This is a genomic window from Microbacterium sp. MYb72, from assembly GCF_002979415.1.
GTDB classification, from domain to species: Bacteria; Actinomycetota; Actinomycetes; order Actinomycetales; family Microbacteriaceae; genus Microbacterium; species Microbacterium natoriense.
Genome location: NZ_PCOT01000011.1, coordinates 1 through 23,357, shown reverse-complemented (window position 1 = coordinate 23,357; position 23,357 = coordinate 1). Strand labels below are relative to the sequence as shown.

Here is a 23,357-nt window from a genome sequence, read left to right as displayed (position 1 = left end):
TTCGTTCGCGGCACAGCCGGCGAGAGCGAGGGCAGCGACGGCGCCGATGGCGCCGATTCGGGCGATGCGGGAGATCTTCACTGTGGATCCGTTCGATCGGGAATGGGAATGGGCCCGGTGCAGGGCACACAGTGACGCTAAGCGCGGCGGTTAACGAGATTCTCCCGCCCAGGTGAACGGAAGGTGAACGGCGGGCGACTCTCTGGATTCCCCTCCAGACGGGTCGCGGCATCCGAACGGGGTTCAGACCTTGGGGATGTGCGTCTCGATCGCGATGATCCCGGAGCCGGGATTGGATGCCGAGAGGTGCACGACCGAGAACGCGGCCGGTTCGAGAGCGGCGGCGCTGCTCACGTAGGAGCCGCGGATGGTGCCGGTCGCCAGGGCGATCTCGGTCAGGAGTCCTGGCAGGACGGGACCGTGGCTGCACAGGACGGCGGGCTTGCCCGAGCGCACGCGCTTGCCGATCACGCTGCGGAGATCGTCGGAGCCGTCCTCCCAGGCGTCCTGGCTGATCTTCGCGGTGAGGATGGGCTTGCGTCCGAGCGCCTTCGCGAGAGGGGCGACGGTGGCGACGCAGCGGACCGCGTCGCTCGTGACGATGCGTCGGACGCCGAAGGCCCGCAGGGGGCCGACGATCGACGCGGCCTGCCGGCGCCCGCGCTCGGTGAGCGGCCGAGCGGCATCCGCCTCGTCCCACTCGGAACGCGAGAGGGCCTTCGCGTGCCGCAGCGCGATCACGGGGAAGGTGCGCAGCACGCCGTCGTCGACGAGTGTGGAGAAGAAGTCGAGGATCTCGTGATCCACCGGGTAGCTCAGACGCGCCCGCGCCTTCTTCACGCTCACCCACTCGATCGCGGCGATCTCGCGGTTCGGAACGAACGTCGAGGCGCGGATCGCGTCCTCCGTCGCCTCGGCCGCCCAGTAGTGCACGACCTTCTGCTTGTTCGAGGGGAGGTGATAGCGGCTGACCCCGACGGGCACCCCGAGCGAGACGCGGATGCCGGTCTCCTCGTGCACCTCGCGCACGGCCGTCTCCGCGAGCATCTCGCCGGGATCGACCTTGCCCTTGGGGAGCGTCACGTCACGGTACTTGCCGCGGTGGATCAGCAGGATGCGGAGCTTGCCGTCGACGATGCGCCAGACCACGGCCCCGGCCGCGTACACGGCCTTGTCCGTCCACTTCGCCCGCGTGGGCGACGACTTCGTCTGCGGAGACGTCATCGAACCGCCCGTGCGCGGCGGCGCCGCTGGATCAACCCCATGGTCATATCCTGCAGGTCGACGAGCGGGTTGCCGTCGGCGTCTTCGGCGTGGCGCTGCCACACTCCCTCGGCCCCGAGGTGCCACGAGCTCGTGCCGGGGTCCATGGCGAGGTCGAAGAACGCCAGCAGCTCCTGCAGATGCTGCGGATCGGTGACGCGCACCAGGGCCTCGACGCGACGATCGAGGTTGCGGTGCATCATGTCGGCGCTGCCGATGTACACCTGGGGGTCGCCGTCGTTCTCGAAGGCGAAGATCCGGGAGTGCTCGAGATAGCGGCCCAGGATGCTGCGCACCGTGATGTTGTCGCTGATGCCCTCCAGATCGGTGCGGAGGCTGCAGATGCCGCGCACCCAGACCTCGACCTTCACGCCGGCCGCGCTCGCACGGTACAGGGCGTCGATGACCTCTTCGTCGACCATCGAGTTGACCTTGATGCGGATGCGCGCCGGCTTCCCCGCCTCGGCGTTCTTGCGCTCGCCGTCGATCTGGCGGAGCAGCCCCTTGCGCAGGTGGAGAGGAGCGACCAGCAGACGCTTGAACTTCTTCTCGATCGCGTAGCCGCTCAGCTCGTTGAACAGGCGCGTGAGGTCCTTGCCGACCTGCGGATCCGTCGTGAACAGTCCGAAGTCCTCGTAGATGCGGCTGGTCTTCGGGTTGTAGTTGCCCGTGCCGATGTGCGAGTAGTGACGCAGGACGCCGTCCTCTTCGCGGATGACGAGAGCGAGCTTGCAGTGCGTCTTCAGCCCGACGAGGCCGTAGACGACGTGCACGCCGGCCTTCTCCAGCTTGCGCGCCCACACGATGTTGTTCGCCTCGTCGAAGCGGGCCTTCACCTCGACGAGGGCGAGCACCTGCTTGCCGGCCTCGGCCGCGTCGATCAGGGCCTGCACGATCGGGCTGTCGCCGGAGGTCCGGTACAGCGTCTGCTTGATGGCGAGCACATGCGGGTCGCGGGCCGCCTGCTCCAGGAAGGCGACGACGCTGGTCGTGAACGACTCGTACGGGTGGTGCACGAGCACGTCGGACTTGCGGATCGCCTTGAAGATGTCGGCGCGCGTGTTGCTTCCGGTGGGCTGGAACGGGACGGCCGTGGTCGGCAGGTGGGGCGCGTAGCGCAGATCCGGTCGGTCGACGCGCGAGAGGCCGAACAGGCCGCGCAGGTCCAGCGAACCGGGAAGGCGGTACACCTCCTGGTCGGTGATGTCGAGCTCGCGGACCAGCAGCTCGAGCGTGACGTCATCCATGTCATCCGTGATCTCGAGCCTGATCGGCGGACCGAACCGGCGTCGCATGAGCTCGGCCTCGAGGGCCTGGATGAGGTTCTCGCTCTCATCCTCCTCGATCACCATGTCCTCGTTGCGGGTGAGGCGGAACGCGTGGTGGTCGAGGACCTCCATGCCGGGGAACAGGTCGCCCAGGTGGTTCGCGATGAGCTCTTCGAGGCGGATGAACCGTGTGATCTCGCTCGTCCCCGGCACCTCGACGAAGCGGGGGAGCATGGGCGGCACCTTGAGGCGCGCGAACTCCTGACGCCCGGTCCGGGCGTTGCGGATGCGGATCGCGAGGTTGAGCGACAACCCGGAGATGTACGGGAAGGGGTGCGCGGGGTCGACGGCCAGCGGCATGAGCACGGGGAAGACCTGCGCCTGGAAGTACTCCGACAGGGCGGCGCGCTCGTCGGCGGTGAGCTCGTCCCAGTCGGCGATCTCGATGCCGGCATCGGCGAGAGCAGGACGGACCAGGCTCGTCCAGGCCTCGGCGTGGCGCAGCTGCAGGGCGTGCGCCTCGCGCGAGATATCCGCGAGCGCGTCGACGGGCGAGCGGCCGATGTTGGTGGGCACGGCGAGACCCGTCATGATGCGGCGCTTGAGTCCGGCGATGCGCACCATGAAGAACTCGTCGAGGTTGCTCGCGAAGATCGCCAGGAAGTTCGCCCGCTCGAGCTCCGGAAGGCTCGGGTCCTCTGCCAGCTCCAGCACCCGCTGGTTGAACGCGAGCCAGCTCAGCTCGCGGTCGAGGTAGCGGTGGTCAGGGAGGAGCGAGTCGGGGGACTCGATGGCATCGAAGTCGTCGTCTTCGGAGTCACCGAGACCTGCGTCGGCGAGTGCGGGATCGATCATGGGGTACATCTAAGCACCGAGAGGTGACGCGCGTGTGAACGGAACGGTTCCGTTACCGCGCGGCCACCACGCTGTCGTCGTCGTACACGTTGAACCGGTAGCCGACGTTGCGCACGGTGCCGATGATCTGCTCCTGGTCGCCGAGCTTGGCCCGCAGTCGCCTGACGTGCACGTCGACCGTCCTGGTGCCGCCGAAGTAGTCGTAGCCCCACACCTCGCTGAGCAGCTGCTCGCGGGTGAACACGCGGGAGGGGTGCGTGGCGAGGAAGTGCAGGAGCTGGAACTCCTTGTAGGTGAGGTCGAGCGGCTTGCCGCGCAGCTTGGCGGAGTACGACTGCTCGTCGATCGTGACGCCGGACGCCTGCACGCGCGAGGGCTCGGCGACCTCGTCGTGGCGGGCGAGTGCCAGCCGCACCCTGGCGTCGGTCTCGGCGGGCCCCGCCGTCGACAGCAGCACGTCGTCGACGCCCCACTCGCCCGACACCGCGCTCATGCCGCCCTCCGTGACGACCAGGAGCAGCGGGGAGTCCTGCCCCGCGGCGCGCAGCAGGCGGCACAGGGATTTCGCTCCGACCAGGTCGGCGCGGGCGTCGACGATGACGATGTCGTACTCGGGCGCGTTCACGAGATGGGCCGGCTCGGCGGGGATCTGGCGAACGCGATGGCTCAGCAGCTCCAGCGCGGGCAGGACGTGTTCTGAGTCGGGGGCGCTGGTCAGCACCAGGACCTGGGCCACGCGCTCTCCTCTCGGACGACGGACTTCGCCGTGCCGCCATGATACCGGGCGTCGAAGGTGACGACGTCTTCGAGACGGATGGGTGACAATAGAGCCATGACGGAACCCGCACTCGCGCCGCGCAACGCCTTCGTCGGCGTGTTCGTCGTCTGGGGGGCTGCGCTTCTCGCGTCGGTCGCCGTCGGCGTGTTCGTCCCGGAGGAGTGGCGGGTCTCCTGGCTCCTCGTCGCGTTCGGCGGACTCATCCTGCTCTCCTTCGCCGTGCAGCTCTGGTACGGCAGCACGCAGGGGTTCATCTTCCGCGTCGCGTGCAGCATCACCGGGGCGCTCCTGCTCACGGGGCTGATCTCGGTCGGATTCGGTCTGGCCGCCCTCGTCCCCGCCTGACCGGGTGCGGTGGGGGTAGGCTGGACGCATGGATCTCGTCGCGCTCGAATTCTTCTTCATCGGCCTCCTGGGTCTTGCGAGCCTCGCCATCGCCTTCGTCTCGGTCGTGGTGCTGCGCAACCTCTTCCGCGGCCAGCGCTGAGCGCATGCTCGAGCTGCCCACCGACCTTCCCGCAGACCTCGCGCCCCTCGCCTGGCTGATCGGCGTCTGGGAGGGCACCGGCGTCATCGACTATCCGGTCGGAGACGAGCGCCTCCAGGGCGAGTTCGCGCACCGCGTGAGCTTCAGCCATGACGGCGGACCCTTCCTCAACTACGCGGCGACGGCGACCTTCACCGGTCTCGACGAGGTCGCATCGATCCCGCTGACCGCCGAGAGCGGATTCTGGCGGCTGTCGCGACCGGCGACGGATGCGGATGCCGGACCTGCGCTGCTCCCGCCGACGGCGGAGCCCGTCGCCCGCGGCGTCGACGACGTGGAGTTGCTGCGATCGGCATCCGGAGGCTTCCCTCTCGAAGTGTCGCTCGCGCACTCGGACGGAACGCTCGAGCTGTACCTGGGCGAGATCAACGGTCCGCGCGTCGACATCGCCTCCGATGCGATCGTCCGCGGCGCCGGCGCCAAGGAGTACGGAGCGGCGTCGCGCATGTACGGACTGGTCGACGGCCACCTGCTGTGGGCATGGGATGTCGCCGCGCTCGGCACTCCGCTGCGCTCGCACGCCTCCGCACGCCTGGCGAGGGTCTGAGATGACCGGCTTCGCGGCGATCACCGGTGCGGTACCGGGAGAGCACGGCATCGAGCACTTCGGAGACGCGTTCCGCGAGCAGCGGCGCCTCGCCTCGGGAGACGCGCTCGCCCCCCTGGGCGACCGCACCGTCATCGAGGTCTCCGGCCCCGAGCGGCTCGGCTGGCTCGACTCGATCACCTCGCAGGCCGTCGGGCGGCTCGCACCCGGCGACAGCACCGAGCTCCTGGTGCTCGATCCGCAGGGCCGAGTGGAGCACGCGGCCGGTGTGTTCGATGACGGATCGTCGACCTGGCTCATCGCCGACACGGCCGATGCCCAGCCCCTGGCGACCTGGCTCACCCGCATGAAGTTCCGCACACAGGCAGAGGTGACCGTCCGCGACGATCTCGAGCTGGTCGGCTTCGTCGACGGCGGTTCGGCTGCACAGGCGGCGGTGGCCGCGGCGGCAGCTCCGAACGACCTGCCCCTCGTCTGGGCCGACCCCTGGCAGCGCGTCAGCGCTGGAGGGCACCAGTACTCCGAGATCGCGGAGCATCCAGGAGCGGAGCTCGCCTGGCGCGTCGCGATCGTGACGACCGAGGGCGCAGAGGTGCTCGCCGCGTCCGTCGGACCGGATGCCGTGGCCGGCCTGCTCGCGACGGAGGCGCTCCGCGTCGCCGCCTGGCGTCCGCGCTGGGCCGCCGAGGTCGACGAGCGCTCGCTGCCGCACGAGTCCGACTGGATCCGCACGGCCGTGCATCTGAACAAGGGGTGTTACCGCGGGCAGGAGACGGTCGCGAAGGTGCACAACCTCGGCCACCCGCCGCGGCGCCTGGCCGCGCTGCACCTCGACGGCAGCGATGCCGTGCTCCCGGCCGTCGGAGACCCCGTGTTCGCGGGCGACGACGAGGTCGGGCGGATCACCTCGGTCGCTCGGCACCACGAGGACGGTCCCATCGCTCTGGCCATCCTGTCGCGCAGAGCTCCGGTCGGCGATCTCGTCGTGCGGACGGACGGAGCGGACATCGCCGCCTCTCAGCAGGTGATCGTCCCCGCGGACGCCGGCGCCACCGCCGACATCCCGCGGCTCACACGACTGTCGCGCCGCCCCAGCGCACCGGATCCGCGCGACGCCTGAGCCGCGTCGTTGCGGGCGCTCAACCGTGGCACCGTTCGGGGCCGTATCGCCCCGGGTCGTTGAGCGAGCGGAGCGAGACGAGACGCGTCGGATGAGGGCTTTCCTCTCGGTCGCTGCGTTCCCTCGCTCGACGACCGAGGGGCGCTCGACGGCAGCGGCCGCTCAACGGGCGAGGAGCGGGGCCACGGCGTCCCAGGGCAGCGTGAGTTCGCCGAGACGCCAGCGGGTCTTACCGCCGAGAACGGGCCAACCCTGATCCTTCAGTGCCGACACCGCGGCGAGGAAGCGCTGCGTCGCGCCGAACGTCGACAGGGGAGCTGCACGGTCCCATTCGCGGTCCAGGTCGACGAGAAGAGCGTGCACGCGCTCGCCCGGAACGTTCCGGTGGATGAGAGCCTTCGGCAGCCGCTCGGCGACGATGCTCGGGCGTTCCAGCTCCGCCAGTCGCAGCGAGATTGTGAAGCGCACGGGCGTCCCGTCCTGCGTCACGTCGACCCAGCTCGCGATGCGGCCGATCTCATCGCACGTGCCCTCCACGAGCAGGCCGCCGGGGGAGAGCCGCGCCGCCATCGTGCGCCAGGCGTCCGGCACATCGGACTCGTCGTACTGGCGCAGCACGTTCATCGCCCTGATCACGGCGGCGCGGCGTCCTGACGGCAGCGGCACCTCGAAGCCTCCGCGCCCGAACGACACGGCGAGGTCGCGGGGGAATGATGTGCGCCCCGCACGCACGTCATCGAGCTGCTCGGTCGCGAGGGTCACACGGCCGGGATCGATCTCGAGCCCTCTGACCTCGGCATCCGCCCTCACCCGCTGGAGGCGAGCGGCGAGCTCGAAGGCGGTGACGCCGCTCGCGCCGTAGCCGAGATCGACGACGAGGGGGTCGCCAGCGCGGCGGAAGGCGTCGCTCGCGGCGATCCAGCGGTCGTTGCGCCGGAGTCGATTGGTCCCCGTGGTGCCGCGCGTTGGCCGGCCGAGAGGAGATGACGCCATGAGTCAATCCTTCCAGCCCCGCCGATAAACTGGCTGCATGACTGCGACGCGCACCCTGATCCTGCTCCGCCACGGCCGGAGCGAGTGGAACGAACTGAACCTCTTCACCGGCTGGGTGGACGTCCGCCTGAACGAGCAGGGCAAGGCCGAGGCCCAGCGCGGCGGCGAGCTGCTCGCCGAGGCCGGCATCCTCCCCGACGTGCTCCACACCTCGCTGCTGAGCCGCGCGATCCAGACCGCGAACATCGCGCTCGACGCGGCCGACCGCCTATGGATCCCCGTGACCCGCTCGTGGCGTCTCAACGAGCGCCACTACGGCGCCCTGCAGGGCAAGGACAAGGCGCAGACGCTCGAGGAGTTCGGCCCCGAGCAGTTCCAGCTGTGGCGTCGCTCCTTCGACGTGCCGCCGCCCGTGCTCGACGACGACAGCGAGTTCAGCCAGGTGAACGACCCGCGCTACGCGGGCATCGATGGCGAGGTCCCGCGCACCGAGTCGCTCAAGCTCGTGATCGATCGTCTGCTGCCGTACTGGGAGAGCGCGATCGTCCCCGACCTCGAGGCGGGCAAGACCGTGCTCGTCACCGCGCACGGCAACTCGCTGCGCGGCCTCGTGAAGCACCTCGAGGGCATCAGCGACGAGGACATCGCCGAGCTCAACATCCCTACCGGCATCCCGCTGGTCTACGAGCTCGACGAGAACAACGTGCCGACGGGCCCCGGCCGCTACCTCGACCCCGAGGCCGCAGCCGCGGGCGCGGCCGCGGTCGCCGCCCAGGGCAAGAAGTAGCAGCAGCGGAGCTCGACGCCCCACCTGAACGACGACGCCCCACCTGAGTTGAGCACTCAGGTGGGGCGTCGTCGTGAACGGGGTCAGGCGTGGCCGAGGTCGGCCTGCTCCGCCTCCTGCTGCTCGACGGCGAGGGCGATGTCCTCTTCGTCGATCTGCCAGTCGCCGGTCGCGAGGTAGACGACCTTCTTCGCGACGGCCACCGCGTGGTCGGCGAAGCGCTCGTGGTAGCGGCTGGCCAGGGTGGCGTCCACGGTCGCGGTCGCCTCGCCCTTCCAGTTGTCGCTGAGCACCTTGTCGAAGACGTTCACGTGAAGCTCATCGACATCGTCATCGGAGTTGCGGATGGCGTCCGCGAGGCGCAGATCCTGGGTGCGCAGCAGCTCGCTGAGCGTGCGCGCGATCTCGACGTCCAGCTCGCCCATGCGCTTGAAGGTGCCCTTGAGGCCCTTCGGGATGGCGCGCTCGGGGAAGCGCAGGCGTGCGAGCTGGGCGATGTGCTCGGACATGTCGCCCATGCGCTCGAGCGATGCGCTCACGCGCAGGGCGCTGACGACGATGCGCAGGTCGCGGGCGACGGGCTGCTGACGGGCGAGGATCTCGATGGCCTGCTCGTCCAGCTCGACGGCAAGCTCGTCGATCTTCGCGTCGTCGGCGATGACCTCCTCGGCCAGCGCGACGTCGCTCGTGGCGAACGCGCGGGTCGCCTTGTCGATCGAGACCGTGACGAGGTCCGCGATCTCCACGAGGCGGTTCTGCAGGTCCTCGAGGGACTGGTGGAAGACTTCGCGCATGTTGGGCGCAACCTTTCATTCGGATCTCGACGGCGAGAGCCGCGCGAGAGGGGAGGGCCGCACTCCCGCACAGGCCCGAAGCGATTGTGTGCCCCGAAGGTTAACGAACGGTGCCCAGCACGTGAATAGTACTTCTCCGGATGCCGTGGGCGCCCGGAAACCCGCCGAGCGGCTGGTGAACGCACTCTACGCTGGACTCATGACCCTGCCGCAGATCGCGCTGTTCTCGCTCGCCATCGGGCTGGCGATCGGCGTCGCGCTCTCGCTGCTCGTGGTCTGGGCCTATCGCGCTCGCGCCCGCGTCGTCGAGGAGACGTCGACCATCGTGCCCGACGGCGTCACCGATGTGCTGGGCAGCATGGACGACGCCGCGTGCGTGGTCGACACGTCGGGGCTCGTGCTCGCGGCATCCCACGCGGCGGCGCGCTTCGGCATCGAGGTCGGCGCCACCCTCGACAACGCCGAGCTGCGACAGCTCGTGCGCGGCGTGCGCAGCACCGGGGGCACGGCCACGGAGTCGCTCCGCATCACCCGGGGAGGGCTCAGCCTCGACCCCCGCCTCGTCTCCGCGCGGGCCAGCGTGATCAGCCCGCGGATGTCGCTGCTCATCATCCGCGACGTCACGGAGCAGGAGCGGCTCGATCAGATGCGTCGCGACTTCGTGGCCAACACCAGCCACGAGCTGAAGACGCCGGTCGGCGCGGTGACCCTCCTGGCCGAGGCGATCGAGTCGGCGGCGGACGACCCCGCTCAGGTGCGCATCTTCGCCGCTCGCATCTCCGCAGAGGCGTACCGGCTCGGACAGCTGACGGGGCGCATCATGAGCCTGTCGAGGCTGCAGGCCGACGACGGCCTCGGCGACGTCCGCCCCGTCTCGATCGACGAGGTGATCGCGGCATCCATCGAGGCGCATGCGGTCCAGGCGGACTCCGCCGGCGTCGACCTCGCCCGCGGCGGCGACCGCGGGGTGTGGGTGCGCGGCGACGCGCAGATCCTCATCGAGGCGGTCGGCAACCTCATCGCGAACGCCATCGTCTACTCGCCCAAGGGGTCGCGCGTCGGCGTCGGCGTGCGAGCCGACGGAGGCGTCGTGGAGATCGCGGTCTCCGATCAGGGCATCGGCATCGCCGAGGCCGACAGGGAGCGCATCTTCGAGCGCTTCTACCGCGCCGACGAGGCGCGTTCCCGGCGCACCGGCGGCACCGGCCTCGGGCTCTCGATCGTCAAGCACGCGACGCAGCGTCACGGCGGCGAGGTGCTGCTGTGGTCGCGCCCCGGCCGCGGATCAACTTTCACCGTCCGACTTCCCCGTATCGATTCGCCAGCTGCGGATGCGGGGAAGAAGGAGAAGAAGCGCAAGAAGAAGCGCGAGCGCAAGGCGGCCAAGGCCGCCGACGCGGTCCGCGTTCGAAACGGAGAGACAGTATGACCCGCATCCTCCTCGTCGAAGACGAGCCCGACCTCGCCGACCCCCTGGCCTATCTGCTGCGCCGGGAGGGGTACGAGGTCGAGATCGCCGAAGACGGACCCGGTGCGCTCACGGCGTTCCGCGAGCGCGGAGCGGACATCGTGCTGCTCGACCTCATGCTGCCGGGCATGCCGGGCACCGAGGTGTGCCGACAGATCCGCTCGACGTCCGCCGTGCCGATCATCATGCTCACCGCGAAGGACTCCGAGGTGGACATCGTGGTGGGGCTGGAGCTCGGCGCCGACGACTACATCACCAAGCCCTACTCCTCGCGCGAGCTCCTCGCACGCATGCGGGCGGTGCTGCGACGGGTCGTGCAGGCCGACAGCGAGCTCGACGAGCGCGTCCTCGACGGCGGCCGGGTGTCTCTCGACATCGACCGGCACACGGTCTCCGTCGACGGAGAGCAGATCAACATGCCGCTGAAGGAGTTCGAGCTCCTCGAGGTGCTCATGCGCAACTCCGGTCGCGTGCTCACCCGGGGCCAGCTCATCGACCGGGTCTGGGGCAGCGACTACTTCGGCGACACGAAGACCCTGGACGTGCACATCAAGCGGATCCGCTCCCGCATCGAGCAGAACCCCGGCGAGCCGGTGATGCTCGTGACCGTGCGCGGACTCGGCTATCGGTTCGAGGGCTGAGCTCCGCGGACACGAGAGAGGCCGGCACCCGATGGGTGCCGGCCTCTTCTGCGTGCGCGGTGCTGCGTCAGTTCGACGGCGCGGGAGCCGCGGTGTCGGTGGGGACGGGCGTCGGCGACGACTGGGGCTTGTCGGCGGAGGGCACCAGGTCGGAATAGTAGGGGAGCGAGCCGTCGAGGACGGGGATCTGCGCCTTGGTGCCGGTGCTGTCGCCGGACTGGAAGTGCACCTCGACCGTGCTGCCGGGCATGGCGCCGAGGTCGGAGATGCGCAGCGCGTCGTCGGCCTTCGTGCCGAGGCTCACGGTGCTGCCGCCGGGGACCGTCACGGCGAACGGATCGTTGCCGTCGAGCGTGATCGTCATGGTGGCCTTCTCCGTGGTCGGGTTGACGATCGCGGCGACCAGGTTGCCGAGCGAGCCGTCTTCGTTCGCGACGATGAAGGCGTTGCGGACGACCAGCGGGCCGGAGGCGTCGGAGACGTTCACGCCGTCGGACGCCGCATACTCGATCTTGGTCGACTGCGGGGTGATGAACGTGCACCCGGTCGCGCCGAGCAGAACGAGGGCGCTGATGGCGGCAGACGCGACGATGCGCGATTTCACGGGTCCTCCTGAGGTCCGGCGGGATATCCGCCTCCCATTCTATGGGTAAGTCGAGAGCGCCCGTGGATGAGGGGGCGCGAACCTTAGCGCATAATCCCTGTGGTATCCTTGAGGTTGCCGAAAGGACACGTTTTTATGCTTTTTGAGGTTGGCGAGACCGTCGTCTATCCGCACCATGGCGCTGCGACCATCATCGAGGTCAAGGAGCGCATCATCAAGGGTGAGGCGAAGAAGTATCTGAAGCTCAACGTCACCCAGGGTGATCTGATCATCGAGGTTCCTGCAGAGAACGTCGACCTGGTCGGCGTCCGCGACGTGATCGGCAAGGAGGGCCTCGACCACGTGTTCGAGGTGCTGCGTGCTCCGTTCACCGAGGAGCCCACCAACTGGTCTCGCCGTTACAAGGCGAACCTGGAGAAGCTCGCATCGGGTGACGTGATCAAGGTCAGCGAGGTCGTTCGCGACCTGTGGCGCCGTGACCAGGACCGCGGTCTCTCCGCTGGTGAGAAGCGGATGCTGGCGAAGGCTCGCCAGATCCTCATCTCGGAGCTGGCTCTGGCCGAGAAGATCGACGAGGACAAGGCGGGCGCGCTGCTCGACGAGGTCCTCGCCTCCTGAGACTCTTCGTGAAGGGCGGATGCTTCGGCATCCGCCCTTTTCTCATGCCCGGTAGCGTGTGAGCATGCTTCCCGTTCCGCACACCGCGATCATCGTCGTCGCCGCAGGCTCCGGCACCCGCCTGGCAGGGGGAGCGCCGAAGGCCTTCGTCGGCATCGACGCCCACTCGATCCTGCGCCACGCCCTCGACGGCGTGTTCGCGGCGGCTCCTGCGCAGGTCGTCGTGGTCGCGCCCGCCGGATTCGAAGGGGATGCCGAGAGCGAACTGCTCGCCGCCGCCGGCGAGCGGGCCGACCTCGGCCGTATCGTCACGGGCGGCGCGACGAGACAGGAGTCGGTGGCCGCCGGCCTCGCGGCCCTGTGGGGCGATGTGGAGACCGTGCTCGTGCACGACGCTGCCCGAGCGCTCACACCCGCTGCGGTGATCGACGCGGTCGCCGCGGCCGTCGACGACGCCTCGGGCGTGATCCCGGTCCTGCCGGTGGTCGACACCCTGAAGCGGGTCGACGAGCACGGGGTCACCGGAGCCGTCGACCGCTCCGAGCTCGCGGCCGCGCAGACGCCGCAGGGCTTCCCCCGTGCACTCCTGGAGTCGGCTTACGCCGAGGCGCGGACGGCGGGGGTCGAGTACACCGACGACGCCGCCCTCTTCGCGGCCGCCGGGCACGCGGTGCGCCACATCCCCGGGGCGGAGCGCGGCTTCAAGATCACCACACCGGCAGACCTCGAGCGGGCGCGGCATCTGCTCTCGGCACCGATCCGGTCCGCAGGCGCGGTCCGCGTCGGCATCGGCACCGATGTGCACGCCTTCGGAGGGGAGGGCGATCTGTGGCTGGCCGGGCTTGTCTGGCCGGGGGAGCAGCCGCTCTCCGGACACTCGGACGGGGACGCCGTCGCCCACGCGATCGTGGACGCCCTGCTCGGGGCCGCCGGCCTCGGTGACATCGGCGAGCACTTCGGCACGGCGCATCCGGAGTACGCCGGAGCGCATGCGCCGGTGTTCCTCGCCCGCACCAGGGAGATCCTCGAGGCGGCGGGCTTCGCGATCGGCAACGTGTCCGTCCAGTTCCAGGGCAACAGGCCGCGCTTCAGCGGACGCAGATCAGAAGCGGAGGCCGTGCTCTCTGCCGCCCTCGGGGGCGCCCAGGTGTCGGTGACGGCGACGACGACCGACGGCCTGGGCTTCCCCGGACGCGGGGAGGGCATCGCGGTCACGGCGATCGCGATGGTCCACGCCTCCTGATCCACGGGCGCCGCGCCGTGCGGGAATGCCGGACGGCGTCCCCTCGTTGCCCGTTAGCGTGACCACGGCAGAAGGAGTCGAGTTGAAGATCCTCATCATCGGAGCATCAGGGCATGTCGGGCGTGCGGCGCAGGCCGCACTGGAGGGGCACGAGATCATCGCCGCCTCCCGGAGCGGGAACCCCGCCGTCGACGTGACCGACCCGGCATCCATCGCGCGCCTGTTCGACGAGGTCGGCACCGTCGACGCCGTCATCGCGGCGGTCGGGAGCGTGCCGTTCGCTCCGCTGTCCGAGCTCGGACGCGACGCGTACGAATCGGCCTTCCGGGGCAAGGTGCTCTCGCAGCTCGACATCGTGCGGATCGGGACGCCCTTCGTGCGCGACGGCGGGTCCTTCACCCTCACCTCCGGCATCCTCGCCAGGGAGCCGATCGCGACCGGGGCTGCGGCATCCCTCGCCAACGGGGCGCTCGAGTCGTTCGTCCTCGGGGCGGCGCCCGAGCTTCCGCGCGGCATCCGCATCAACGCCGTCAGCCCGTCCGTGCTGGAGGACGCGCCGTCGTACCACTCGTCCTTCCCCGGATTCATCCCGGTGTCATCGTTCCGGGTGGGTCAGGCGTACGCGAAGAGCGTCCTGGGCGTGCAGACCGGGCAGGTCCTGCCGGTCGACTGAGGCCGCTCCACGCCGCGTGACGCATTGCGGCGCGCCCAGGCTTCGCGACGGCGCGCCCGGTAGGCTTGTGCGGTGACTCTCCGCCTCTACGACACCCGCGCACAGCTGCTGCGCGACTTCGTGCCTCTCGATCCCGAGAACGTCACGATGTACGTGTGCGGACCCACGGTGCAGTCGGGCCCCCACATCGGGCACGTCCGCGCAGCGCTCAGCTTCGATCTGCTGCGTCGCTGGCTGTCGTACGACGGCACACGTGTCACGTTCGTGAGGAACGTGACCGACATCGACGACAAGGTCCTCGCGAACGCGACGGATGCCGAGCCCTGGTGGGCGCTCGCGTACCGGATGGAGCAGGAGTTCACGAGCGCGTACTCCGCGATCGGCATCCTCCCGCCCACGTACGAGCCGCGGGCGACGGCATCCGTCCCGCAGATGCAGGAGCTGATCTCGACGCTCATCGAGCGCGGACACGCGTATCCGGCGCCCGACGGCTCCGGCGACGTGTACTTCGACGTGCGCTCGTGGGCGGAGTACGGCTCCCTCACGAACCAGTCCGTCGATGCGATGGAGGCGGCGGCCGACGCCGACCCGCGCGGCAAGCGCAACCCGCAGGACTTCGCGCTCTGGAAGGGCGCCAAGCCGGGCGAGCCGGCGGACGCCACCTGGGCTTCGCCGTGGGGACCCGGTCGCCCCGGCTGGCACATCGAGTGCTCGGCCATGTCGCGCCGTTACCTCGGCGACGCGTTCGACATCCACGGCGGCGGACTCGATCTGCGCTTCCCCCACCACGAGAACGAGCTGGCGCAGTCGACGGCCGCGGGCCTCGGGTTCGCGCAGTACTGGGTGCACAACGGTCTCGTGACCGTCGGCGGGCAGAAGATGTCGAAGTCCCTCGGCAACTTCACCCTGGCGTCCGACGTGCTGAAGACGCACGAGCCGCTCGTGGTCCGTTACGCGCTCGCCGCCGCGCACTACCGGTCGAGCCTCGATCTCACCGACGCGTCATGGGCCGAGGCCGAGGCGGCGCTCGGACGGATCCGAACCTTTCTCGAGCGCGCCGCGCGCGTTGTGGACCCAAGCGTGAGGCCCACACTGCCGCCACCCTTCGTCGCGGCAATGGATGACGATCTGAACGTGCCAAAGGCGCTTGCCGTCCTTCACGCGACCGTGACCGCCGGAAACACGGCTTACGGCTTCGCGGGAGATCCGGGTGTTGAGATCGAGAGCACATTCCAAGACGTTGTGGGCATGACCGATGTACTCGGTATCAACCCGCTTTCGTCCGAGTGGGGCTCGAAAGGCGAGGGTGCCACGGCATCCGCTCTCGACGCGCTCGTGCAGACGATGATCACCCAGCGCGCCCAGGCGCGTGCTGACAAGGACTGGGCGGCGGCGGATCGCATCCGTGACGCGATCGCCGCCGCAGGAATCACGCTGGAGGACTCTCCGGCCGGAACTCATTGGAGTATCGATGGCTAAGCCAGGCAACCCCTCAGCGGGCAAGGGCAAGAAGAAGGGCCCGAGCAAGGGCACGGGCGGACTCGGACGGAAGGCCCTCGAAGGCCGCGGACCGACCCCGAAGGCGGAGGACCGCGCCTGGCACCCGGCGGGCAAGCGCAAGGCCGCGGCCGAGCGCTACGCCGCGTCCGGAGGAAAGGGACGGCCGGGCCAGCGCCAGGCCGCTGGTGGGAACCCGAACCGCTCGGCGAGGGCGAAGGACAACACCACCGAGACCGAGTTCGTCACCGGCCGCAACTCGGTGCTCGAGGCGCTGCGCGCGAAGATCCCCGCGACGTCGTTCTACATCGCCCAGCGCGTGGAGATGGACGACCGCGTCAAGGAGATGCTGTCGATCGCCACGCACCGCGGCATCCCGGTCCTCGAGGTGACTCGCCAGGAGCTCGACCGCATGGCCGGGTTCGACGGCGTGCACCAGGGCGTGGCCATCAAGGTGCCGCCGTACGAGTACGCGCACCCGCAGGATCTGCTGGAGAAGGTCATCAGCCGGGGGCAGGTTCCGCTGTTCGTCGCTCTCGACGGCATCACCGACCCGCGCAACCTCGGCGCGATCATCCGCTCGACGGCGGCCTTCGGCGGACACGGCGTGATCCTTCCGCAGCGTCGCTCGGCCGGGGTCAACTCGGCGGCGTGGAAGACGAGCGCAGGAGCAGCGGCGCGCATCCCGGTCGCTCTCGCCACGAATCTCACGACCATGCTCAAGGAGTTCAAGAAGCAGGGCGTGTTCGTGCTGGGGCTCGACGGAGACGGCGACGTGATGCTGCCCGACTTGCAGCTGGCAGACCGCCCCGTCGTGATCGTCACCGGGTCGGAGGGCAAGGGGATCTCCCGCCTGGTCGCAGAGACCTGCGACCAGATCGTGTCGATCCCGATCTCGACCGCCGCCGAGTCGCTGAACGCCGGCATCGCGACCTCCGTCGCGCTGTACCAGGTCTCCACCACCCGCAACGCGAAGAAGTAGGAAGGCACCCCATGGCTCGCATCGTCGTCCTCGGAGGCACCGGCTACGCCGGTCGTCACATCGTCTCGGAGGCGGTGAGCCGTGGGCACGATGTGGTCGCCGTCTCGCGCTCCGTCCCGTCCGACCGGGTGGAGGGGGCCGACTACGTGCAGGGCTCCGCTCTCGACCTCGCGTCGATCGCCGACGCCTTCACCGGTGCCGACGCGGTCGTCTCGGCGCTGTCGCCCCGCGGTGACATGGCCGACAGGGCGTTGGAGGCCCTCGCCAACGTCGTCGCGCAGGTCAGCGGAACCTCCACCCGTCTCGGCGTCGTCGGAGGCGCCGGCGGCAGCCTGGTGGCTCCGGGAGGCCCGCGTCTGTTCGACCTCGACTTCCCCGAGGAGTACAAGCACGAGGCGCAGGTCGGCATCGACTCCCTCGCGCTGCTGGAGGCGACGGATGCCGGAGTCGACTGGTTCTTCATCCACCCGGCCGAGGTCTTCGGCCCCTGGGCGGAGGGCGAGCGCACCGGCAGCTACCGTGATGGCGGCGACGTGATCGTGCGCGACGCGGAGGGCAAGTCGTACATCTCCGGTGCCGACTTCGCGGTCGCCGTGGTCGACGAGATCGAGCAGGGCAACCATCACCGCGAGCGGTTCACCGTCGGCTACTGACGCGTCGCCGCCGGGTCAGCGGGCGGCGCCCATTACGTGATCTGCGTCCTTTGACCCCCAGAGGGGGTCAGGAACCCTTCGTCCGTTGCTGTCCCCTGTTCGCCGCTCCCAGACTGATCGCGAGGGCTCAGTCAAGGGGGAGCCCTCTATTCAGGGGAGAGTGCGCACTCGTGCGCCCGCGTGACAAGGATGCTGACCTATCGTGAAGACGACCGCTTCGACTCGTAAGACGAGAGCGGGGAGGGGCGCTGCGGCGCTGCTGCTCGCACTCACCGCTCTCATACCCGCTGCGTTCGCCGCACCCGCGGTCGCGGCGACCGACATCGCGCCGGGAGACCCGGTCTGGGTGGGGTCGGCTTCGCAGGGCTACTCGGGCACTGCCATCCACCCCGTGTACGTTCCCGTGCCGGCCGACACGGCCAACCCGGGGACGGCCGACTACTGGGCGTACTGCATCGAGCACGATGTCAGCCGCCGCACCGGCACCAGCGCGGTCGTCGGCGACTTCTCGTCCTATCTGGGGGCGAATCTCTTCACCGACCCGGCCGTTCAGGCAAAGGTCCACTGGGTTCTGACGCACTCCTATCCGGCGATCGACCTGGTCGCTCTGCAGACCGCCGCCGGAGTCACGAACCTCAGCGTCAGCGACGCCGTCGAGGCGACGCAGTATGCGATCTGGCGATACACCGACCTGGGTTGGGATGCTGCCTGGGCCTGGGAGACCCCCAACTCCGAGGCGGTGTACTGGTACCTGGTGAACGGGGCCAACGCCGACCAGAATCAGACGCCCCCGACCACGGCGGACATCGACGTCTCCGTCGCCGGCCCTGCGGGCGCCGGAGCGGCGGGCTCGCTCTTCGGACCGTTCACGGTCTCGACGAACCAGGCCACCGCGGCCGTGACCTCGAGCCCCGCCCACGCGTTCACCGACGCGGCCGGGAACCCGATCAACGCCAACGCCGTCGTCGACGGTCAGCAGGTCTTCCTCGATCTGCGCGGCTCGACGGTCGCCGGATCCGCCACGGTCACCGCGACGGTGGCAGGGGCCGACGGCACCGGTCTCGTCGTCTCGACCCCCGTCGTCGGCAGCACCACGCCCACGGCGGCGGCGCACCGTCAGTCGCAGATCCTCGTCGCGGCCTCGACCGCGACGACCTCGGCGTCGGCGCAGGGCGCCTGGGCCGCGGCCGCTGTTCCGGCCATCGGCACGACGCTGACGGATGCTGCGGACGAAGATCACGTCCTCGCCTGGAACGGCGGCAGCCTGATCGACACGATCGCATACACCGGACTGACCGTAGGCCAGCAGTACACCGTCTCCGGTGAGCTCATGATGAAGGCGGACGTCTCCGCGACGGGTATCACGGGGGCGACGACCTTCACGCCGACCGCCGCAGACGGCACGGTCGAGGTCTCGTTCACGGTTCCGAGCGGTTACGCAGGGGAGTCCCTGGTCGCCTTCGAGGCGCTGTACGAGGGGTCGACGGCGACGGGCACTCCGGTCGCGGTCCACGAGGACATAGACGACGTGGATCAGACCGTGGCCGTGGAGGCGCAGCCTCTCGTCCCCGCGATCGGCACGACGCTCCTCGACGGCGCCGACCAGGACCACACCCTGGCCTGGGGCGGAGGAACGGTGATCGACACGATCGCGTACACCGGACTGACCCCGGGCGTGGAGTACACGGTCGCCGGTGAGCTGATGCGCAAGTCCGACGGCTCTGCGACGGGCATCACGGCGACGGCGACGTTCACGCCGACCTCCTCGACGGGAAGCATCGCCGTGAGCTTCACGGTGCCCACCGGTTACGCGGGATCGACGCTCGTGGCGTTCGAGACCCTCTACCTCGGGGCGACGGCATCGGGAACCCCGGTCGCCGCGCACACCGACATCGAGGATGCCGCGCAGACCGTGGTCGTCGAGAAGCAGCCGGCGGCTCCTGCCGGTCCCTCGACCGGCTCGAACGGATCGACGGGCTCGACGGGAGGGCTCGCCGCGACCGGCGGAGCGCTGCCCGTGGTGCTGACGGCGGCGGGAGTCGTCGCGATCCTGCTCGGGACGATCGCTCTGATCCGCCAGCGCCGGACGCGCGACCAGGTCTGAGCACCTCCTGAGACGAGAAGGGCCGGTCGGTGACGAGACGTCACCGACCGGCCCTTCCGGTCTGCGCGGTCAGACGAGGTCGCGCCAGTCGACGTCGTCGTCCTCGTCGTCGGCGATGGGGGTGACCCCGGTGATCACGGGGAGGCTCATGGTCTCGGTCGGCGGACCCATGATGGTCGCCTCATCGCGCCGGTGCCTCAGGACCTCGTTGATGTAGCTCGTGAGCACCTCGGCGAGGGGGACCGACCGGCCCTGCGCCTGCGACAGGTACCACCGGTGCTCCAGAACCTGGTGGAACACCTCCGCCGGTTCGAGCTTGGCACGCAGCTCGTAGGGGATGGCCCGCACGACGGGCTCGAAGACGCGCGTCAGCCACTCGTGCGCGTACATCTCCTCATCCGCCCACTGCTTGGTCGAGCGGGCGCGGAACTCGTCGAGGTCGTTGAGGAGGCGACGTGCCTGGTTCTCCTCGACGTCGAGCCCGGTGAGGCGGATGAGCCGACGCTGATGGTGACCGGCATCCACGACCTTGGGCTGGATCTCCACGACGGTGCCGTCGGAGGTGGTCGACATCGACATCTCGTCGATGTCGAACCCGAGGGCGTTCAGCCGCTCCACGCGCTCGGTGATGCGCCAGGTCTCGGCGGAGGAGAACGACTCCTGGGCGGTGAGCTCGGCCCACAGCGAGCGGTAGGAGGACACGATGCCGTCGGCGATCGCGATCGCGTCGACGCCCCGCTCCAGGCGCCCTCCGGCGGCGAGGTCCATGATCTCCCCGGCGATGTTCGTGCGGGCGAGGTCGAGGTCGTAGGCGCGCTGCCCGTCGGTGAGGCCCTCCTCGTGCAGCTCGCCGGTCTCGGCATCCACGAGGTACGCGGCGAAGGCTCCCGCGTCGCGGCGGAAGAGAGTGTTGGAGAGCGAGACGTCGCCCCAGTAGAAGCCGACGTTGTGCAGGCGCACGAGCAGCAGGGCGAGGGCATCGACGAGCCGCGTGGCGGTGTCGGGGCGCAGCACGCGCGTGAACAGCGCGCGGTACGGCATGGAGAAGCGCAGGTGCGACGTCACCAGCGCCGCGGGGAGCGGCTCGCCGTCGGCATCCGTCCTACCGGCGATGACCGCGACCCGGTCGACGCACGGGACGGCGAGGCGGGCGAGGTTGCCGAGCATGTCGTACTCGCGCCGGGCCATCTCGTCGGTCGTCTCCTTGACCGCGACCACGCGCCCGGACAGGTCGGCGAAGCGCACCAGATGGCGGGAGAGGCCCTTCGGGAGGGACACGATGTGCTCGGACGGCCACTTGGCCAGCGTGGTCGACCAGGGCAGCCCGAGCAGTCCTGGGTCGACGGTGCTGGCGGTGATGCGTAGAGCGTCCTGCATGGTTCTCCTGAGGGGGATGGGTGCCGGGGGAAACGACGCGGCGCGGGGCGACCAGAAGGTCGACCCGCGCCGCGATGCTGCAGAACTCAGGAAGCCGAGACGACCGGCTTGTCGTTCAGACGCTCACCCGACTCGCTGTCGAACGCGTGCACGTGGCCCGCGTTCGCAGCCAGCGTGACGGTCTCGCCGGCGTTGGGGTGGCTGCGGCCGTCGACGCGAGCGACCAGGTCGGTGCGCTTGCCGTTGATCTCGGTGTGACCGTAGAGGTAGCCGTCTGCGCCGAGCTCCTCGACCAGGTCGACGACGACCGAGAGGCCCTTGCCGTCGGCCGGGCCCACGGTGATGTCCTCGGGACGCACGCCGACGGTGACCTGCGAGCCGTTCGCGCGGCCCACGGTGTCACGGTCGAGCGGGACGACCTCGGTGCCGAAGCGCACGCCGCCCTCGGCCAGGTCGGCCGTGAAGAGGTTCATGGCCGGGGAGCCGATGAAGCCGGCGACGAACACGTTGTTCGGCTTCTCGTAGAGGTCACGCGGCGAGCCGACCTGCTGGAGCAGACCGTCCTTGAGGACCGCGATGCGGTCGCCCATGGTCAGAGCCTCGGTCTGGTCGTGCGTGACGTAGACGGTGGTGACGCCGAGGCGGCGCTGCAGCGACGCGATCTGCGTGCGGGTCTGGACGCGGAGCTTGGCGTCGAGGTTCGACAGCGGCTCGTCCATGAGGAACACCTGGGGCTGACGCACGATCGCGCGACCCATGGCGACACGCTGACGCTGGCCGCCCGAGAGCGCCTTCGGCTTGCGGGTCAGGTACTGCTCGAGGTCGAGGAGCTTCGCGGCCTCAAGGACGCGGGAGGCGCGCTCCTCCTTGCCGATGCCGGCGATCTTGAGCGCGAAGCCCATGTTCTCGGCGACGGTCATGTGCGGGTACAGCGCGTAGTTCTGGAAGACCATGGCGATGTCGCGGTCCTTCGGCGGGACGTCGGTGACGTCGCGCTCGCCGATGAGGATGCGGCCGGCGTTGACCTCTTCGAGGCCTGCGAGCATGCGGAGCGACGTGGACTTACCGCAACCGGAAGGGCCGACGAGGACGAGGAACTCGCCGTCTCCGACCTCGAGGTTCAGCTTGTCGACGGCGGGACGCGTGCCGCCGGGGTACAGGCGGGTGGCCTCATCGAAAGTGACAGATGCCATTGCATTTCTCCTTCACCGGCAGGTACGTGCCGGACGATCCGTAGTGATAGAGCGACGGAGCGACCCGCCGTGACCCGTCGTTGGGTCGGGATCAGTATGACAGACAAACCCGCACCTGGGTATTTCCCAGACTGGCTGGTTAGCATCGAATCCGGCCGCGTCAGCGGCGATCGTCGCGTGAGGCGGCGTTCGGGGCCACCCTGCCCCCGTGAGACTGTCAAGAGGAACGATGTCGAGCGACGAGACGCCGAACGTCCCCACCCCTCGCAATTCGCGTGAGGCCGTGCGGGAGAAGGCACAGCAGGTGCACGCCCAGCAGTCGAGGGCGCGCCTGATGCGACGGATCATCATCGGAGCGGTGGCCATCGTCGCCGTCGGCGCGATCGGCACCGCCGTGACGCTCGCCGTGTCCGCGCAGGTGACCAAGCCGCAGCTGACGCCGAGCGGGCTCGAGGGCGACGGCATCCTCGTCTCCGACGTGACCGCGGCGACCGTGTCCAGCGACGCCCTCGCGACGCCGAGCGCCGAGCCCTCCGAGACCGGCACCGAGGACGCTCCGACTCCGGAGCCGACCACCGCGAACACGGTCGACATCCACATCTACGTCGACTACCTGTCTCCCGACGCGGGAGTCTTCGAGCGCGCGAACGCCCGACAGCTCACCAACTGGATCACCCAGGGCGCGGCGACCGTCACCTACCACCCGGTCGCGCTGCTCACCGCCAGCTCGAACGGCACCAAGTACTCGCTGCGCGCGGCCGGCGCCGCAGCCTGCGTCGCGACGCACTCGCCCGCGCAGTTCTACTCGTTCAACCACGACCTCCTCGAGAACCAGCCCGAGGTCAACAGCGACGGGATCAGCGACTCCAAGCTCGCGGACGCCGCCGCCGCGGTCGGCGTGAGCAGCGCCAAGGCCGTGCGCTCCTGCATCGAGAACCAGGACTACGTGACCTGGGCCAAGGAGGCGACCTCGCGCGCGCTGGAGGGTCCGCTCGTCGGCTCCGACGACCTCGTCCTCACCGCCGCCCCGATGATCGTCGTGAACGGCGAGGCCTACGTCGGCGCTCTCGACGACCCGGCCGAGTTCTCGCAGTTCGTGCTGACCGTCGCCAGCGACGCCTACTACGAGTCGACCGCGACGCCGACGCCGACTCCCACCCCGACCGCCACCCCCGCGCAGTAGTTCGGCGCACTCCGCCGCCATCGCTAAGCTGGTGGCATCCGCCGACTTGGCGCAATTGGTAGCGCACCGTACTTGTAATACGGGGGTTACGGGTTCGAGTCCCGTAGTCGGCTCCGCACACGAAGGCCCGCATCCCCTTGGAAACACTGGGGATGCGGGCCTTTGTCGT

General features: G+C 69.6%; 22 protein-coding genes and 1 tRNA gene. 15 read left to right on the top strand and 8 right to left on the bottom strand.

Annotated elements, in window-relative coordinates:
- Positions 1-243 precede the first annotated feature (243 nt).
- From CQ047_RS08045 to CQ047_RS08035, 3 genes are read right to left on the bottom strand one after another with little or no spacing between them, the layout of a single operon-like run.
- Complete coding sequence (locus tag CQ047_RS08045) at positions 244-1,224, bottom strand: NUDIX hydrolase (RefSeq protein ID WP_105674041.1); 981 nt, start codon at positions 1,222-1,224, stop codon at positions 244-246.
- The gene (locus CQ047_RS08040) at positions 1,221-3,386 is read right to left on the bottom strand and encodes an RNA degradosome polyphosphate kinase (protein WP_105674039.1); all 2,166 of its coding nucleotides are present in this window, start codon (positions 3,384-3,386) and stop codon (positions 1,221-1,223) included. The genes CQ047_RS08045 and CQ047_RS08040 overlap by 4 nt, the downstream gene beginning before the upstream one ends.
- Before the next feature lie 52 nt (positions 3,387-3,438).
- The gene (locus CQ047_RS08035) at positions 3,439-4,122 is read right to left on the bottom strand and encodes a response regulator transcription factor (RefSeq protein WP_105674037.1); all 684 of its coding nucleotides are present in this window, start codon (positions 4,120-4,122) and stop codon (positions 3,439-3,441) included.
- A gap of 96 nt (positions 4,123-4,218) precedes the next feature.
- On the opposite strand from CQ047_RS08035, the gene CQ047_RS08030 reads away from it, so the two are divergent.
- From CQ047_RS08030 to CQ047_RS08020, 3 genes are all read left to right on the top strand, one after another.
- The gene (locus tag CQ047_RS08030) at positions 4,219-4,509 is read left to right on the top strand and encodes a hypothetical protein (protein ID WP_105674035.1); all 291 of its coding nucleotides are present in this window, start codon (positions 4,219-4,221) and stop codon (positions 4,507-4,509) included.
- Positions 4,510-4,655: 146 nt separating this feature from the next.
- Positions 4,656-5,258, top strand: coding sequence for an FABP family protein (locus CQ047_RS08025; RefSeq protein WP_105674033.1), 603 nt, complete (start codon positions 4,656-4,658; stop codon positions 5,256-5,258).
- A gap of 1 nt (position 5,259) precedes the next feature.
- A complete protein-coding gene (locus tag CQ047_RS08020; protein ID WP_105674031.1) occupies positions 5,260-6,378 on the top strand; it encodes a folate-binding protein YgfZ in 1,119 nt (372 codons plus the stop codon).
- A gap of 162 nt (positions 6,379-6,540) precedes the next feature.
- Here CQ047_RS08020 and CQ047_RS08015 read toward each other — a convergent pair whose 3' ends face one another.
- Positions 6,541-7,371, bottom strand: coding sequence for a class I SAM-dependent methyltransferase (locus tag CQ047_RS08015; protein WP_105674029.1), 831 nt, complete (start codon positions 7,369-7,371; stop codon positions 6,541-6,543).
- 37 nt (positions 7,372-7,408) lie between these two features.
- Between CQ047_RS08015 and CQ047_RS08010 the strand changes: the two genes are divergently transcribed.
- A complete protein-coding gene (locus CQ047_RS08010) occupies positions 7,409-8,158 on the top strand; it encodes a phosphoglyceromutase (RefSeq protein ID WP_105674027.1) in 750 nt (249 codons plus the stop codon).
- A gap of 83 nt (positions 8,159-8,241) precedes the next feature.
- Here the strand turns inward: CQ047_RS08010 and phoU are convergent, their stop codons facing one another.
- Positions 8,242-8,952, bottom strand: a complete 711-nt coding sequence (phoU, locus tag CQ047_RS08005; protein ID WP_105674025.1) for a phosphate signaling complex protein PhoU — start codon at positions 8,950-8,952, stop codon at positions 8,242-8,244.
- Between the two features lie 199 nt (positions 8,953-9,151).
- Between phoU and CQ047_RS08000 the strand changes: the two genes are divergently transcribed.
- Entirely contained in the window at positions 9,152-10,381 is a 1,230-nt protein-coding gene (locus tag CQ047_RS08000; RefSeq protein ID WP_105674163.1) for a cell wall metabolism sensor histidine kinase WalK, read from the top strand.
- On the top strand, positions 10,378-11,061 hold the full coding sequence (locus CQ047_RS07995) for a response regulator transcription factor (RefSeq protein WP_105674023.1): 684 nt from the start codon (positions 10,378-10,380) through the stop codon (positions 11,059-11,061). Before CQ047_RS08000 ends, CQ047_RS07995 begins: the two co-directional genes overlap by 4 nt.
- 67 nt (positions 11,062-11,128) lie before the next feature.
- Here CQ047_RS07995 and CQ047_RS07990 read toward each other — a convergent pair whose 3' ends face one another.
- Entirely contained in the window at positions 11,129-11,665 is a 537-nt protein-coding gene (locus CQ047_RS07990) for a DNA modification methylase (RefSeq protein ID WP_105674021.1), read from the bottom strand.
- A gap of 135 nt (positions 11,666-11,800) precedes the next feature.
- Here CQ047_RS07990 and CQ047_RS07985 point away from each other — a divergent pair, with 135 nt between their 5' ends.
- The 7 genes from CQ047_RS07985 (at position 11,801) to CQ047_RS07955 (ending at position 19,435) form a co-directional block, all read left to right on the top strand.
- Positions 11,801-12,283, top strand: a complete 483-nt coding sequence (locus CQ047_RS07985) for a CarD family transcriptional regulator (protein WP_045255828.1) — start codon at positions 11,801-11,803, stop codon at positions 12,281-12,283.
- 64 nt (positions 12,284-12,347) lie between these two features.
- Positions 12,348-13,526 (top strand): 2-C-methyl-D-erythritol 4-phosphate cytidylyltransferase, encoded by a 1,179-nt coding sequence (gene ispD / locus CQ047_RS07980; protein WP_374954054.1) that lies wholly within the window; start codon positions 12,348-12,350, stop codon positions 13,524-13,526.
- An 82-nt stretch (positions 13,527-13,608) separates the two neighbouring features.
- A complete protein-coding gene (locus tag CQ047_RS07975; RefSeq protein WP_105674017.1) occupies positions 13,609-14,199 on the top strand; it encodes a short chain dehydrogenase in 591 nt (196 codons plus the stop codon).
- Between the two features lie 72 nt (positions 14,200-14,271).
- On the top strand, positions 14,272-15,678 hold the full coding sequence (cysS, locus tag CQ047_RS07970; protein ID WP_105674015.1) for a cysteine--tRNA ligase: 1,407 nt from the start codon (positions 14,272-14,274) through the stop codon (positions 15,676-15,678).
- Positions 15,671-16,678 carry a 23S rRNA (guanosine(2251)-2'-O)-methyltransferase RlmB gene (rlmB, locus tag CQ047_RS07965; RefSeq protein ID WP_105674013.1) on the top strand — a complete coding sequence of 336 codons (1,008 nt, stop codon included), beginning with the start codon at positions 15,671-15,673 and terminating at the stop codon, positions 16,676-16,678. Before cysS ends, rlmB begins: the two co-directional genes overlap by 8 nt.
- A gap of 11 nt (positions 16,679-16,689) precedes the next feature.
- A complete protein-coding gene (locus tag CQ047_RS07960) occupies positions 16,690-17,331 on the top strand; it encodes an NAD(P)-dependent oxidoreductase (protein ID WP_105674011.1) in 642 nt (213 codons plus the stop codon).
- A gap of 202 nt (positions 17,332-17,533) precedes the next feature.
- Positions 17,534-19,435 (top strand): VaFE repeat-containing surface-anchored protein, encoded by a 1,902-nt coding sequence (locus tag CQ047_RS07955; protein ID WP_146114295.1) that lies wholly within the window; start codon positions 17,534-17,536, stop codon positions 19,433-19,435.
- A gap of 69 nt (positions 19,436-19,504) precedes the next feature.
- Here CQ047_RS07955 and CQ047_RS07950 read toward each other — a convergent pair whose 3' ends face one another.
- Both CQ047_RS07950 and CQ047_RS07945 read right to left on the bottom strand, forming a co-directional pair.
- Complete coding sequence (locus CQ047_RS07950) at positions 19,505-20,812, bottom strand: DUF4032 domain-containing protein (RefSeq protein WP_105674007.1); 1,308 nt, start codon at positions 20,810-20,812, stop codon at positions 19,505-19,507.
- An 86-nt stretch (positions 20,813-20,898) separates the two neighbouring features.
- The gene (locus tag CQ047_RS07945; protein WP_105674005.1) at positions 20,899-22,005 is read right to left on the bottom strand and encodes an ABC transporter ATP-binding protein; all 1,107 of its coding nucleotides are present in this window, start codon (positions 22,003-22,005) and stop codon (positions 20,899-20,901) included.
- A 229-nt stretch (positions 22,006-22,234) separates the two neighbouring features.
- On the opposite strand from CQ047_RS07945, the gene CQ047_RS07940 reads away from it, so the two are divergent.
- Together CQ047_RS07940 and CQ047_RS07935 are read left to right on the top strand one after the other, a co-directional pair.
- Positions 22,235-23,188, top strand: coding sequence for a thioredoxin domain-containing protein (locus CQ047_RS07940; RefSeq protein ID WP_105674003.1), 954 nt, complete (start codon positions 22,235-22,237; stop codon positions 23,186-23,188).
- A 40-nt stretch (positions 23,189-23,228) separates the two neighbouring features.
- Positions 23,229-23,301 (top strand) — tRNA-Thr (locus CQ047_RS07935).
- Positions 23,302-23,357 lie beyond the last annotated feature (56 nt).